Genomic DNA, 13,425 nt, shown 5'->3' on the forward strand with positions numbered 1-13,425 from the left:
TGTAAACCCGCAATCCCGGCGCTGCCCCTCATTGTCCCGCCGGACATTTCTCCCTGTATAGTGACGGGGAGAAATGTCGGCTGCGCCGGTTTCGCCAAATCGCTGGCGTCACAAAAAACGGCGTCAGTTTCCTGACGCCGCCTTGATGTTTTGTCGCCGAAGCTGGGCTTAAGCCGCCGGCTGAGCCTCGATGGTGCGCAGTGCCTGGGTCTGGCGCTTGGCGGCGGCCTTGACGGCATCCTGCACCTTCTCGAAGGCGCGCACCTCGATCTGGCGCACGCGCTCGCGGCTGATGTCGAACTCGGCCGACAGCTCTTCCAGCGTCAGCGGCTCCTCGGCGAGGCGACGGGCCTCGAATATGCGCCGCTCGCGCTCGTTGAGCACGGCAAGAGCGCCCGACAGCATGCCGCGCCGGTTTTCCAGCTCGTCCTGCTCGATCAGCATCTCTTCCTGGCTTTCGTGGTCGTCGACCAGCCAGTCCTGCCATTCGCCGGACTCACCTTCCGTCGCCCGGATCGGCGCGTTGAGCGAAGCATCACCGGACAGGCGGCGGTTCATCGACACCACCTCGGCTTCGGAAACGTTCAGCCGCGTGGCGATCTCGGCGATCTGGTCGGGCTTGAGGTCACCGTCATCCAGCGCCTGGATCTTGCCCTTCACCTTGCGCAGGTTGAAGAACAGACGCTTCTGGTTGGCGGTCGTGCCCATCTTGACCAGGCTCCACGAGCGCAGGATATACTCCTGGATCGAGGCCTTGATCCACCACATGGCGTAGGTCGCGAGGCGGAAACCGCGCTCGGGTTCGAATTTCTTGACGGCCTGCATCAGGCCGACATTGCCTTCCGAGATCACCTCGCCGATCGGCAGGCCGTAGCCGCGATAGCCCATGGCGATCTTGGCGACGAGCCGCAAATGGCTGGTGACGAGCTTGTGCGCGGCGGACGTGTCTTCATGCTCGGCATAACGCTTGGCGAGCATGTACTCTTCCTGCGGCTGAAGCATGGGAAAGCGGCGGATTTCTTCCAGGTAGCGGCTGAGGCCGCCTTCGCCGGAAACAATACTAGGTAGTGACTGGGCCATGATAGCGCCCCCTCTCTATTGGAGTGATGCCCCCGAAACGCGGCGGGCATGTGACGCGAACACCAAAAGGCTCGCTCGCGGCATAAGGTCTTATATAGGAACAAAACCAGAAAAGACAGGCATTTGTTCAACACGAAACAGTGTGTCACGCTGAAGTGAACAATGCCAGTCAGGTTTTTTGATGGCTGGTTTCGAGCTTGTTGAAGGCGGGGTTTAGAGATTGCGAAAGCCGCTGACGAGTTCCTCCATGTCCCCCGGGATCGGCGCCTCGAACCTCACCAGTAGATGGGTATCGGGATGGCGAAATGCAAGGAGCCAGGCATGCAAAGCTTGCCGTGAAAATGCGTTGACCTGACTTTTCAGGGGTTCCGGCAGCCGGTTGGCCTTGGTGCGGAAGGCCTGGCCGTAGTCGGGGTCGCCGATGACCGGGTGGCCGATATGGGCCATATGGACACGGATCTGGTGGGTCCGGCCGGTTTCCAGCCGGCATTCGACCAGGCTGGCGGTGGCGAATTCCTGCTGTTTTTCGCCGAAACGCTCCTGAACGGCAAAGTGGGTGACGGCATGGCGGGCATCGTCGCGGCCTTCCGGCACCACGGCGCGGCGCACCCGGTCGGCGGCGCGGCCAAGCGGCGCGTCGACCGTTCCGGTCGGCCGCTGCGGTATGCCCCAGACCAGCGCCAGATAGGCGCGTTCGAGATCGCCGGTCCGGCCGTGATCGGCGAAGGCCTCCGACAGCGCCTTGTGGGCGCGGTCGGTCTTGGCCACCACCATGACGCCGCTGGTCTCCTTGTCGAGGCGGTGGACGATGCCCGGCCGGCGCACCCCGCCAATGCCAGACAGGCTGTCGCCGCAGTGATGGATCAGAGCGTTGACCAGCGTGCCGGTCCAGTTGCCGGCGCCGGGGTGCACGACCAGCCCCGCCGGCTTGTTGATGACGATCAGCGCGTCGTCCTCATAGAGCACGTCGAGCGCGATGGCCTCGCCCTGCGGCGCGGCCGGCTCCGGTTCCGGCATGGCGACCGACACGCTTTCGCCCGCGATCATCTTGCGCTTGGTCTCGTCGGCCGGCTTGCCGTCGATGCTCACAGCGCCTTGCCTGATCAGCATCTGCACGCGGCTGCGCGACATATCAGGGCCGAGGCTGGCCGCCAGCCATTGGTCGAGGCGCTGGCCGGCCGCATCCGCGCCCACCACCAGCACCGTCGGTTCGGCCGCGATGAATCGATCCTCTATCAATTCGGGGGCCTCTTCGTTATGAGCGCTCATCGAAAACCGTTCCGGAATATTTGCCATGGCCCGGCCCGATGCCGACGAAGACTCTTTTGCTGCCAAAGGCGGGGAAAAGCCACTCGACCCCGAGGTCGAAAAGATGCGTGGCAAGCTCGTCCGCTTCATGGCCATCAATCTCGGCCTGCTGTTGCTGGCTCTTATGGTGGTGATCGCGGCGATTGTCTACAAAGCCCGCAAGGCACCGCCGGCAAGCCCGCCGCTGGCCGGTGACATCCAGGTGCCGGCCGACGAGCCGCTCAGTGGCGACATCGTGCTGCCGGTCGGGGCGAAAGTGGTCAGCCAGTCGCTGTCCGGCAATCGCATCTCCATCGACGCCGAGCTTGCCGACGGCGGCCGTGCGATCTTCATCTATGATATCGCCGAGCGCCGCCTGATTGGGCAGTTCGCAATTCGCAGCAAATGACCGGCGGCAATGCAACAAGCAAGTTTGCCGCAGAAATGAACAGGCCTCAGTCATGACAGGCTTCGCCGGACATCGTCGTGTCGCGACCGTGGCGCTGGTCGTCGCCAATTATGACGAGGCGATCGCCTGGTATGTCGGGCGGTTGGGTTTCCTGCTCCTCGAGGACGTCGATCTCGGCGGCGGCAAGCGCTGGGTCACGGTCGCGCCGGCCAACGGGCAGGGCGCCAGGCTGCTGCTGGCGGAGGCGTCCGACGAGGCGCAAAGGAAAAGTATCGGCAACCAGACAGGCGGCCGGGTCTTCCTGTTCCTCGAAACCGACGACTTTGCGCGCGACCATGCGGCGATGCTGGACAACGGTGTCGAATTCCGCGAGGCGCCGCGTTTCGAACCCTATGGCACGGTCGCGGTTTTCGCCGATCTGCACGGCAATCTCTGGGACCTGATCGAACCGAAACGCTAGGCTTGCGGCCAGCTTTTCTTCGATGTGGTAAAGCTGGCCAACCCCAGTTGCTTTTTCCCAGCCGTCAGCCTATATCGCCGGTTCTTGAGCGCGCCCATCGTCTAGCGGTCAGGACACCGCCCTCTCACGGCGGGAACAGGGGTTCGATTCCCCTTGGGCGTACCAAGCTTCCTTCTGGCTACATTGGCAACTTTTATGGCTCGGCTCCCGCCGAGCATGCGCCTGACCGGACGCTGACTGTCAATGGCATCGCTCACCTTGCGCGAGGAAGGTACAGGGATGATGATGACAGCCCGCAGGCCCAGTCGTATCGATCGACCAAGACCTGCGCCGACTTCCAGGGGCCTGTCAAAATAGATGTTGCCTTCATGATCGACACACCCAAGGGTCAGGACCCCGATGAGACCAACGAGCGGGGTTTGCAGGCGATTGAGGCGCGTAGAGTTCCCTTGCCCGTCGGCTACCGACAGGGTGTGATCTCCGCGATCACCGTGTTGCTCGGGTTTTCGCTTCTTTTCCTGCGGTATTGGAATTTCGAAGCTGATGGCGGATGGACGACGGCCTCGATCCTGGCGACGCTGCTGCTCGCGCTGTCCATCGTCCTCCAACTCGTCGCACTGTGGCGTTCGCTGCTCCCGCGCGACGACGACGAGCCGGTCTATCAGGTCACGCTGCGCTGGTTCCTCGCCTCGATCATCGCTCTCCTTGCGGGCGTGCTGCTGGCCGGGCTGATCGCTTCGCACGTCTTCAATTTTTGATCGGCGCAATGCCGGGCCGGTCGACCATCGGCTATGCGCCGTAAGGTTGTCGTGTCGACTGCACGGAAAAGCCCCGCCGACCGGGAGTCAAGCGGGGCCCTTGGAGTAGCCGCAAAGGGGACTAGCTTCGGACTACTCATTGACCCGTAGGATCATCTTCAATGTAGTCCACACGAAGAGATGCCGCATCGCTCGAATAAATGAAGGAAACAACCCTTTCCACATTTCAAGGCCATTCTTTCTACGAATTAGATGGCCTGCACAATATTCGAGGACGCAGCTTTGCGGCCAGGAGCGGTTTCACCGTCCTGCAAAGATGGGACTTGCCGCTTCTGGCGCGGCGAGGCCGATTGCATTAGCATCAGGTGATGGATCTTAGAGGCACGGTTCAAACGGCGCGCAGAACGCCGGGTGCCAGGCAGATCCTGACGACCAATCGATGCCGCGGGGAGAAGGCCAATGCAGAAACTGCAAGCGCAAGGCGTCCACCACATCACGCTGGTCGGCGCCGGGCGCCAGACCTCGATCGATTTCTGGGAAGGCGTGCTCGGCATGCCTTTCATCTTCGAGCAGCCCAACCTCGACAAGGCCAGCGAGAGCCATCTCTATTTCGATCCGGGCGACGGCCGGCTGATCACCATCTTCACCGATGAGAGCCGCGTGCCGCAGAAGCGACGCACGCCGACCGATCCGGGCTGCGTCCACCACATCGCGTTCGCGGTGTCGCGGGTCACCTTCCTGCAGGCGGTCGCCCGGCTCGACGAGCGCGGCATCAAGCACAGCGGCGTCAAGGATCGCGGCTTCATGGATTCGATCTATTTCGAGGATCCACTCGGCCTGCTGATCGAACTCGCTTCCTACCGCTTCGAGCCGCCGGCGGGTTTCACCCATGCCGATGTGCTGATGCAGGCGCACAGGCTGCGTGTCGGGCGCGGCGACTACAATATCGCCGAGGTGCATCTTGCGGACGCGATCCAGGCGCTTGTCGAGAGCTCCCGTGCGACCTTGTCGGACGACCGGGCGCCGAAGAATCCATACTGACGGCCAACAAAACAAAGGGAGGACAAACATGGCAAAGACAGTGACCAAGAGTGCTGGGAAATCGGCTGCCAAGGCAAAGGCAAAAGCAGCCGCGAAGCCGGCAGTAAAGGCAGCCGCAAAGGCCGCACCGAAGGTGGCCGCGAAAGCCGCAGCAAGACCGGCGGCGCAAAAGCCGGCGCCCAAGACCGCCAAGGCCAAGTCGGCGAAAAAGCCGGCGTTGAAGCTCAGCATGCTGAAGCCGAGCGTCAACAACATGACAGTGCGGGTGTTTGCTCGCGCGGCCGGGTTCGACGCCGCCGAGACCGACGCCTGGGGCCACACGCGTTCGCCCGAATATCTGGCGCGCAATCCGGCGCATCTGACGCCGATGATCGAGGACAAGGGGTTGCCCAGGGGCGTGCTCTGGGAAAGCTGCGCCATCATGCAGTATCTCGCCAACAAGCACGGGCTGGAGAAATTCTATCCCAAGGCGCCGGCCAAGCGGGCGATGATCGACAGCGCCATGTTCTATCTGATCGGTACGCTCTACCCCTATGTGGCGCGCGCCACCTATCCGGCGCTGGGTTTCCCGCAATATGCCGGCGAGGTCGGCCACAGCGATGCCCATCCCGACAAGAAGTCGGAAGCACAGAAGGCCGCGATGGCGGCGATCGCCGAGCCGCTGGAGGTCTTCCATAGCTTCTTCAGGGACGGCAAGCCGTTCATCGGCGGCGCGAACCCGTCGATCGCCGACATAAGGCTGGCGGCGACGCTCGAATTCCTGGCGGTCATCGACTATCCGCTGCCCAAATGGGCGCAGGAGTACATGGCGGCCATCGAGAAGAAGCTCGGCAAGGCCTATGCCGAGCCGGCCGGCGACGTGCGCGGCTATATCGCCTATGTGCGGTCGCAGGCGAAGGCTTCAGCTTAAGGATTCGTTAACCAAAGCCCTGTCTACTGGCGGGAATTCACCGCGCGACCACGGATGTACTGGCGCATATCGGTGTAAGGAAAGGTCGGCTCAGTGCCGGCCTTTTTGCTTTTTCGGACCCGATGCCGGGACATCGCGCGACGGTGACAAGGCAATGCCGGAGCATCAACTTTTCGCGTCGGATATTGTCATCGCCGACGTTGCCTCTAACATTCCGTTCAGCGGATCCGGCTTGGAACGCCGGCCTGGAGTGAGATGAGGGCTTGCGATGAAATGCGTGGCAATGCTGACGGTCGCCGGTGGAATGCTGGCCGGGACGCTCCTCCCGTCTGAGGCAGCAGTGCTCAATACGATGGATGATGTCGGGGATGCGATCCAGGCCTGCTGGACGCCGCCGGCGGATGCCGGAAATTCGACCGTAACCTTGAGTTTCAGCTTTAAGCGCGACGGCTCGCTGATCGGTCCGCCGCGGCCGACCGCCGCCAAAGTGGCCGGCGATGACAAGGCGCGAAAGGCGTTCATCGACGCGGCCATCGCCGCCGTCAAGAATTGCACGCCTCGGAGTTTGTCACCGGCTTTGGCGCAAGGCATTGGTGGCAACGTCTTCACGTTGCAACTGGTTTCCCCAAAGAAATAGCGGCTGGCGCCGCCGCTTCGGAGCCAATTGCTCAGTGGCTCAGGCGCCGCGCCTTGGCATGCCGGGCCAGATCCGGGGTCTCGAAGACATAGTCGCTCCAGGCCGATTCCGGGATGTGCCCGGCCAGATAGCACTCAAGCAACAGGCTTTCCTCGGGATTGAGCGGTCGTGGCGCGCGCTCGTGATCCAGCCCGAGAGAATGAAAAAGGTTTCTTGTCAGTTCCGACACCGTGAAGTGGATCGACATCTGCGTTCTCCCTATGCCTTCAACGCGGCAGTCAGGCAAAGGTTTCAGCGTCAAGCGTCGGTAACGTCGGATTGATCGTTCGCCCCGAGAGCCACGCCCCGGTGATTCCGATAGTCGCCGGCATGGCTGCTTGGTTTTGTGGTTCGTCTCAATCTTGAAATAAAAATGTAATATCGAATTTACAGGAGCCATTCTACTACACTAAATGAAAGTCTTTTCGATCATGAAAGCTTCAATTATTAGGTATTGCTCATTTATCTGAAGCTTATCCAAGTCGAAAGAATGTGATTCCAGGCTATCAGCAGCAAGGACCATGTCGTCCCGATGATCCGTTTCTGGCTTCTCATGATGATCGCGCTGGTGACGGTGGCCGCCCTTGTGCTCGGCACGACGTCTTCCTACGCGGATAGTTGCAGCGCGATCAGAAGTCAGTTGCTTTCTGGCGGCCGCAGCAGCGGCGTGAGCCCCGAACTGGCGCAGTTGCGCCGTCAGCTTGCGGCGATCCAGGGCCTGGAGAGGCAGCGCCGGTGCACGGCGCAAAGTGCCGCGGGTGGCTTCTTCAATGCATGCGCCGACCTTGGCAGAAACCGGACGGAAGTGCAGCGCCGGATGGCCGCCGCGTCCGATTCCGGCCGGGACCTTTCAGGCCTGCAGGCACGCCTCGCGGCGCTTGGCTGCGGGGCAAAGGAGCAGCGCCAGGCGCCGAGGAGCCAATCCGCGCAGGCAGCGGCGGGGCCAACATATGCCGGCAATACGATGCTGTTTTGCGTGCGCCTGTCGGATGGATACTTTTTTCCCGCGCCCAAATCGCAATTCGCCGGCAGCGACGATGTCAGGGACACGGCCGATCAGTGCCGTTACATCTGCGATGACCCGGCCGTCGATCTCTACACGCTCAGCGACGCCAGTCTGGAAACCGAAAAGATGGTCGCGCTCGATACGCGCAAACCCTATATCGAACTGCCTTCGGCTTTTCGCTACCGTGACGATGCCAATTTCAAGGCCTGCGACGTCAAGCGCTATTACCGGCGGGTAGCCGAATTGAGGGCAAGGACGGTGACGCCCACAAACATGACCAATGCCATCATTCCGTTGCCGCAGCCTAAGCCGGATTTCGACAGTGTCGCGGCAATCCCGCAATCCGGCACCGAGGCCTCTGGGGCCGCTCAGTTGCAGTCGATCGAAGCCGGTACGCGGCCGGTGCGTGTGGTCGGCCCGGCCTTCTTTCCGGCTGAATGACCTCTCCTCTCTGGAATAACCGCCTGCAGCGTGCCGTCATGATGAAGCCGGCTATGGGACTCGTCTGGAACGGAGGGGCGCTCACGGCGTTGTGATCGACAACAGCCGGGAGAAACGCCATGGCTACATTCAGGGAAATGCGGGTTCTGGAGATCGTCGAAAACGGCTCCCTGACCCATGACGAGAAGGTCGCGGAACTGCGCGAGATCGAATCCGAGGCCCGCGGCCTGCAACGAGCCGCGTCGGAGAGTTCCATGGGTGATGATGACGGCTGGCAGGACGATCTGCGCCAGGTTCGCCTTGCGCTCGACAAGCTTGGCGCGAAGGAACCGAGGAAGGGCGCGGCATCGCTGTAAGGCTGCGGGGAACTCTCCCCGAATTGAGCCTATTCGCAGACCATGCGAACGCGCTCGCCTAGTGCGCTCACGTTCCTGCATGCCAGTTGCTTTTCCGGGCCTGGCGGCGGGGGAGGCGGCGGTGAATATCGCGTCTGATGCCGTCTGTGCCCGGCAGGTTTCGAAACCCTGCGTTCGGCAAACTGTCCGGGCGGCTGCGGCGACGCCGGAAAGGCGCCGTTGTCGGCCGGCGGCACGTAGTCGACATTGGGTGGCGGCCGGTCCCAGAAGCGCCTGGCGTCGAGCGGCCGCGGGATGATGACCGTGCCGTCATAGCTGCGCGCACAGCCGCTGCCGAAAAGCAGCGCTACGCCCAGCAAGAAAGGCCCTATCCGTCGATACATTAGCAACACCCCTGCGCGGCTTATAACGCGGGCTTGGCCCGCCCGACAACCCGACGGATTAACGCAGAAAGAGCATGCCGGTTGCGCCGTTAAGGTTAGCGGATCGTTAATGCTTCTCGGGCACATTCCGCCGACGAACCGCGGAGGGAGGGTTCGGCCTTGATTTTCGGGTGGGGACAGGATGGCGGAAGCGGACGAAGCAACCGGCGCGCGCGGCAAGCGTAGGCCTGAAAAGCCGGTGCATCGCGGCGACGCGCCGCTATGCGCGGACATGGATTCGCCCGACGCGCTTCGCCAACTGCTCGAGGCAGGCTCGGACTGGGTCTGGGAGACCGACGCCGAACTGCGCTTCTCCTGGCTCTCACCCACCTACCAGGCGGCCACAGGCATCGATCCGGCTGATGTGCTGGGCCGGTTCCGCTTCGATTTCCTCAACCAGGTCCTGAAGGGTAATCACAGCGCCACGGCGCATCTGGAGGATCTGCAGGCGCGCCGGCCGTTCCGCGACTTCGTCTATGAACTGAAGGGTGGCGGCGCCGACTGCCGCTGGGTGCTGACGTCAGGCTTCCCGCGGTTCGACAACGAAGGAAAATTCGCCGGCTACCGCGGCATAGGCCGCAACGTCACCGCACTGGCCGGCGCCTTCGAAACCATGGAGCAAAACCCGTTGTCGGGCAGCGATCCCGACCGGCATCTTGCCGATCTCGAACGGACGATGGACGCCATGCACATGGGCGTCGTGCTGCTCGATGGCAAGCTCGACACGCTGATCGTCAACAAGGCCTATCGCGACCTGTCCAGCATTCCGGACGGCGCTGTGACCGTTGGCGCTCCGTTCAGCCAGTTGATGGAACTGAACCGCCGCAACGGCATCTATGGCGATATCGACGAACAGCAGTGGCAGCGCTACCTCGCCAGCCGTATCGAGGAGATTCGCGCCGGCTCCGTCGCGCCTCGCGAATTTGTCCATGCCAGCGGCAGGACGATGATGTTCTCGGTGACGGCGCTGTCCGGCGGCAAGCGGCTCTTGACCTACTATGAGGTCACCGAACTAAAGCGTCGCGATGCCGAGATCGAAGGCGCCAACGCCAAAATCGCCGAGACCTTCGTCAATCTCCGCACCATGGTCGATGAGATGCCGATCGGTGTTCTCGTGCTGGATGCCGATATGCGCGCCGAAGTCATCAATCGCGCCTTCTATGACTTCTGGAGGATCGATCCAGGCCGCGCCGGGATCGGCTCGGCCTTTCGCGAACTCATGGAAGCCAGCCGCGCCATTGATCCTTACGGCGCCGATGACGTCGCCTGGCAACGCCATACCGCCGAGCGCGAAGCCGAAATCAGGGCCGGTGTCGCCGGCTCAAGACAATTGCCGCACAATGACGGGCGCACACTTGTCGCATCGCTGGCGCCGCTGCACGGCGGCAAGCGGCTCATCTCCTATGTCGACGTCACCGACATGAAGGGGCGCGAGACCGAGGCACAAGATGCGCGCAAGCACCTCGCCAGCGTGCTGGAATCGCTGCCGGCCGGCGTCATCATCTACGACCGCGACGACAAGTTCGTCTTCGCCAACCGCAAGCTGCAGGACACGCTGCCGGCGCTGAAGCCCTTCTGGCAGCTTGGCTGCAGCTTCCGCGAGGCGTTGGAATTCGGTCAGTCGATCGGCTATTTCCGCTCGAGCGGCGATGCCGAGATCGACAAGCTGTACGGGGTCGAACCCGAACGCTGGCTCGACGGCATACTGGCCCGCTACCACCTGCCGAATTCTTCCTACGAGCGCCTCAATGCCGATGGGCGCTGGTACCAAGTCTATGACATGCGCACCGATGACGGAACGTTCATCGGCGTGCGCGTCGACATCACCGACATCAAGAGCCGCGAGGCGGCGCTGCGCGACTCGATGCGCCAGATCGATCTCTTCCGCCACGTCATGGACGAGTTGCCGGTGGCCGCCTTCATCAAGGCGCAGGACCTGAGCATCGAATTCGTCAACAAGGCCTGGTGCGCGCTGACAGGCATCGCCAAGGAAGACGTCATCGGCCGGACCGACCGTGAGCTGTTCGGCACACAAGACGCGGAAAGCTACAGCAATGACGACACCGAGGTCGTCGTAACCGGCAAGGGCCTCGAGGTCGAAGAGCCCGTCACCCATCGTGACGGCACCGTGCGACAGTTGATGACGCGCAAGAGCCGCCTGGTGGCGACCGACGGATCGGTGCATCTGGTCGGCTCCAGCACCGACATCACCGACGTCAAGGCGCGCGAGAAGGCTCTGGAAGAGAGCATGCGCGAGAACGAGGTGTTCCGCAGCCTGATCGACAATGTACCGGTGTCGATCTACGCCAAGCGTTCCGATCTCAGGCAGTTCTATGTCAACAAGGGCTGGTGCGATCTGACCGGCCTCAGCAGGGAAGACGCGATCGGCAAGACCGACATCGAGATTTTCGGGGAGGACGGCGAGGCTTTCGTGGCCGGCGATCTGGCCGTGCTGCGCACCGGCGACACCCAGGAGGTCGAGGAGACGGTGCGGCTTGCCGACGGCACCGTCAGGCATCAGTTCGCGCGCAAGGGTGCAATGATCGCGTCGGACGGTTCGCTCTACCTGATCGGATCGACCACCGACATCACGGAACTGAAGATGCGCGAGGCGGAGCTCAGCGAGGCGCGCCAGCGTGCCGTGCTCGCCGACCGCGCCAAGTCGGAATTCCTCGCCAATATGAGCCATGAGATCCGCACGCCGATGAACGGTGTGCTGGGCATGGCGGAACTTCTGGCCAAATCCAATCTCGATCCCAAGCAGAAGACGTTCACCGACATCATCGTCAAGTCGGGCAACGCGCTGTTGACCATCATCAACGACATCCTGGATTTTTCCAAGATCGATGCCGGCCAGATGGTGCTCGATCCGGCGCCCTTCAACCTTGCCGAGGCGATCGAGGACGTGGCGACGCTGGTGTCGACACGCGCCAAGGAAAAGGATCTCGAACTCATCGTGCGTGTCGAGCCGAGGCTCGAAAACCTGTTCGTCGGCGATGTCGGCCGCATCCGGCAGATCGTCACCAACCTGGTCGGCAATGCGGTGAAATTCACCGACGAAGGCCATGTGCTGGTCGACGTGACCGGTGAGAGGATTCCGACCGGAACCAGGCTGACGATCTCGGTCACCGACACCGGGATCGGCATCCCCGAGGAAAAACTGAAGCTGGTGTTCGAAAAATTCAGCCAGGTCGACACCTCCTCGACACGGCGGCATGAGGGCACCGGGCTTGGCCTTGCCATCACCTCACGGCTGGTCGAACTGATGGGCGGCACCATCGGCGTCGAGAGCGCCGAGGGCAAGGGCTCGACCTTCTGGTTCACCGTGACGCTGCCCAGGGCCGGACAGAGCGGGCAGCGCATCATGCCGGTGGACGTGACGGGCGCACGCGTGCTGATTGTCGACGACAATGCCGTCAACCGGGCCATCCTGACCGAGCAGATGACTTCGTGGACGTTCGATTCCTGCGCGGCCGAAAGCGGCGCGGAGGGCCTCAAGGTGCTGATCGCGGCCGCCGCCTATGGCGTGCGTGTGGATTGCGTCGTGCTCGACTACCAGATGCCCGAGATGAGCGGCGCCGAAATGGCGCGCATCGTGCGCAGCACCGAAGGCCTCGCCGACACGCCCATCATCATGCTTACCTCGGTCGACCAGTCGCTCGCCAACACGAGCTACCGCGATCTCGGCATCGATGCCCAGCTGATCAAGCCGGCACGCTCCTCGGTGCTCCTGGAGACGCTGGTGGCGACCATCCAGCGCCATCGCCACGCCACGGACAGCCAGGCCATCCAGCCGCTTGCAGCCGAAAGGCCTGATGCTCCCCAGCCGCAGCCGCTGGCGCTGTCCGAACAACGCGCGCAATTGCAGCCGCCGCCGGTTCGGCCCCGGCTGCCCGCCACTGGCGGTGATGGACACAGGCTGGACATACTGGTGGCCGAGGACAATGAGGTGAACCAGATGGTCTTCACCCAGATCCTTGCCGAGACCGGCCATAGTTTCGAGATCGTCGGCAATGGCCGTAAGGCGCTCGACGCATTCGGCAAGCTCAATCCGTGCATGATCCTGATGGATGTCTCGATGCCGGAGATGAGCGGGCTCGAGGCGACCGCCGCCATCCGCCAGCTGGAGCAGGAAACAGGCATGCATGTGCCGATCGTTGGCGTGACCGCGCATGCGCTCAAGGGCGATCGCGAACGCTGCCTGGAGGCGGGCATGGACGACTATCTGCCCAAGCCGATCAGCCCCAGGGCCCTGCTGGAGAAAGTCGAGCGCTGGCTCGGCGCCGGGCGCCAGGTCCAGCGCAACGCGGGATAGCAGCGCGTCGCCCGGTTCCAAGAGCCAAGCCGAGGGAATCAATCGCGGATTCTGCTGCTACCCCTGCGTGCAATGCCTATGGTGCGATCGCACCATACCAAAGGCGGTGCCGACCCGGGACAATGGCAAAATCGAATTCCGCCCTTGCAGTTACGGGCGGGAGCAGCGACCGCCGGCAACAAACAGCGTCAACCTACCCCAACGGACCTGTTTTTGGCGATGGCCCGGCCATGACACGCTCTGGCCTTGAGCAACGCGCTCCCG

The 13,425-nt window shown here is 62.7% G+C and carries 13 protein-coding genes and 1 tRNA gene; 10 read left to right on the top strand and 4 right to left on the bottom strand.

From position 1 onward, the window contains the following. Positions 1 to 168: 168 nt before the first annotated feature. Positions 169 to 1,080, bottom strand: coding sequence for an RNA polymerase sigma factor RpoH (rpoH, locus tag JG747_RS06970; protein WP_019861619.1), 912 nt, complete (start codon positions 1,078 to 1,080; stop codon positions 169 to 171). Positions 1,081 to 1,293: 213 nt separating this feature from the next. Beyond that, a complete protein-coding gene (locus JG747_RS06975; RefSeq protein WP_038653457.1) occupies positions 1,294 to 2,349 on the bottom strand; it encodes an RluA family pseudouridine synthase in 1,056 nt (351 codons plus the stop codon). A 25-nt stretch (positions 2,350 to 2,374) separates the two neighbouring features. On the opposite strand from JG747_RS06975, the gene JG747_RS06980 reads away from it, so the two are divergent. The 7 genes from JG747_RS06980 (at position 2,375) to JG747_RS07010 (ending at position 6,582) form a co-directional block, all read left to right on the top strand. Next, positions 2,375 to 2,776: a fimbrial protein gene (locus JG747_RS06980; protein WP_202361443.1), complete on the top strand. Its 402-nt coding sequence runs from the start codon at positions 2,375 to 2,377 to the stop codon at positions 2,774 to 2,776. A 52-nt stretch (positions 2,777 to 2,828) separates the two neighbouring features. Next, positions 2,829 to 3,236 carry a VOC family protein gene (locus tag JG747_RS06985; RefSeq protein ID WP_019861616.1) on the top strand — a complete coding sequence of 136 codons (408 nt, stop codon included), beginning with the start codon at positions 2,829 to 2,831 and terminating at the stop codon, positions 3,234 to 3,236. Between the two features lie 90 nt (positions 3,237 to 3,326). Next, positions 3,327 to 3,401: transfer RNA gene (locus JG747_RS06990), tRNA-Glu, on the top strand. A 203-nt stretch (positions 3,402 to 3,604) separates the two neighbouring features. Beyond that, positions 3,605 to 3,994 (top strand): hypothetical protein, encoded by a 390-nt coding sequence (locus JG747_RS06995; protein ID WP_202361444.1) that lies wholly within the window; start codon positions 3,605 to 3,607, stop codon positions 3,992 to 3,994. Positions 3,995 to 4,453: 459 nt separating this feature from the next. After that, positions 4,454 to 5,035, top strand: a complete 582-nt coding sequence (locus tag JG747_RS07000; protein ID WP_019861615.1) for a VOC family protein — start codon at positions 4,454 to 4,456, stop codon at positions 5,033 to 5,035. Positions 5,036 to 5,063: 28 nt separating this feature from the next. Then, positions 5,064 to 5,945, top strand: coding sequence for a glutathione S-transferase family protein (locus tag JG747_RS07005; protein ID WP_202361445.1), 882 nt, complete (start codon positions 5,064 to 5,066; stop codon positions 5,943 to 5,945). A gap of 268 nt (positions 5,946 to 6,213) precedes the next feature. Further along, positions 6,214 to 6,582, top strand: a complete 369-nt coding sequence (locus JG747_RS07010) for a hypothetical protein (protein WP_202361446.1) — start codon at positions 6,214 to 6,216, stop codon at positions 6,580 to 6,582. Between the two features lie 31 nt (positions 6,583 to 6,613). On the opposite strand, the gene JG747_RS07015 is transcribed toward JG747_RS07010, so the two are convergent. Continuing rightward, positions 6,614 to 6,829, bottom strand: a complete 216-nt coding sequence (locus tag JG747_RS07015; protein WP_019861612.1) for a hypothetical protein — start codon at positions 6,827 to 6,829, stop codon at positions 6,614 to 6,616. Between the two features lie 324 nt (positions 6,830 to 7,153). Here JG747_RS07015 and JG747_RS07020 point away from each other — a divergent pair, with 324 nt between their 5' ends. Next, a complete protein-coding gene (locus JG747_RS07020; protein WP_202361447.1) occupies positions 7,154 to 8,068 on the top strand; it encodes a DUF2865 domain-containing protein in 915 nt (304 codons plus the stop codon). Positions 8,069 to 8,187: 119 nt separating this feature from the next. Further along, positions 8,188 to 8,424: a hypothetical protein gene (locus JG747_RS07025; RefSeq protein ID WP_019861610.1), complete on the top strand. Its 237-nt coding sequence runs from the start codon at positions 8,188 to 8,190 to the stop codon at positions 8,422 to 8,424. A 29-nt stretch (positions 8,425 to 8,453) separates the two neighbouring features. On the opposite strand, the gene JG747_RS07030 is transcribed toward JG747_RS07025, so the two are convergent. Next, positions 8,454 to 8,783, bottom strand: a complete 330-nt coding sequence (locus JG747_RS07030) for a hypothetical protein (protein WP_244748343.1) — start codon at positions 8,781 to 8,783, stop codon at positions 8,454 to 8,456. 205 nt (positions 8,784 to 8,988) lie between these two features. Here JG747_RS07030 and JG747_RS07035 point away from each other — a divergent pair, with 205 nt between their 5' ends. Then, a complete protein-coding gene (locus JG747_RS07035) occupies positions 8,989 to 13,161 on the top strand; it encodes a PAS domain-containing protein (RefSeq protein ID WP_202361449.1) in 4,173 nt (1,390 codons plus the stop codon). Positions 13,162 to 13,425 lie beyond the last annotated feature (264 nt).

The sequence above is a fragment of the Mesorhizobium sp. 131-3-5 genome (genome assembly GCF_016756575.1).
In the GTDB taxonomy this organism is placed as follows: domain Bacteria; phylum Pseudomonadota; class Alphaproteobacteria; order Rhizobiales; family Rhizobiaceae; genus Mesorhizobium; species Mesorhizobium jarvisii.

Bases quoted from the DNA above. Each gene is read 5' to 3' on its own strand.
- JG747_RS06975 (WP_038653457.1), bottom strand. From the start codon at position 2,349: ATGAGCGCTCATAACGAAGAGGCCCCCGAATTGATAGAGGATCGATTC.
- JG747_RS07000 (WP_019861615.1), top strand. From the start codon at position 4,454: ATGCAGAAACTGCAAGCGCAAGGCGTCCACCACATCACGCTGGTCGGC.
- JG747_RS07025 (WP_019861610.1), top strand. From the start codon at position 8,188: ATGGCTACATTCAGGGAAATGCGGGTTCTGGAGATCGTCGAAAACGGC.
- JG747_RS07035 (WP_202361449.1), top strand. From the start codon at position 8,989: ATGGCGGAAGCGGACGAAGCAACCGGCGCGCGCGGCAAGCGTAGGCCT.
- JG747_RS06985 (WP_019861616.1), top strand. From the start codon at position 2,829: ATGACAGGCTTCGCCGGACATCGTCGTGTCGCGACCGTGGCGCTGGTC.
- JG747_RS06995 (WP_202361444.1), top strand. From the start codon at position 3,605: ATGATCGACACACCCAAGGGTCAGGACCCCGATGAGACCAACGAGCGG.
- JG747_RS06980 (WP_202361443.1), top strand. From the start codon at position 2,375: ATGGCCCGGCCCGATGCCGACGAAGACTCTTTTGCTGCCAAAGGCGGG.
- JG747_RS07020 (WP_202361447.1), top strand. From the start codon at position 7,154: ATGATCCGTTTCTGGCTTCTCATGATGATCGCGCTGGTGACGGTGGCC.
- JG747_RS07010 (WP_202361446.1), top strand. From the start codon at position 6,214: ATGAAATGCGTGGCAATGCTGACGGTCGCCGGTGGAATGCTGGCCGGG.
- rpoH (WP_019861619.1), bottom strand. From the start codon at position 1,080: ATGGCCCAGTCACTACCTAGTATTGTTTCCGGCGAAGGCGGCCTCAGC.
- JG747_RS07005 (WP_202361445.1), top strand. From the start codon at position 5,064: ATGGCAAAGACAGTGACCAAGAGTGCTGGGAAATCGGCTGCCAAGGCA.
- JG747_RS07015 (WP_019861612.1), bottom strand. From the start codon at position 6,829: ATGTCGATCCACTTCACGGTGTCGGAACTGACAAGAAACCTTTTTCAT.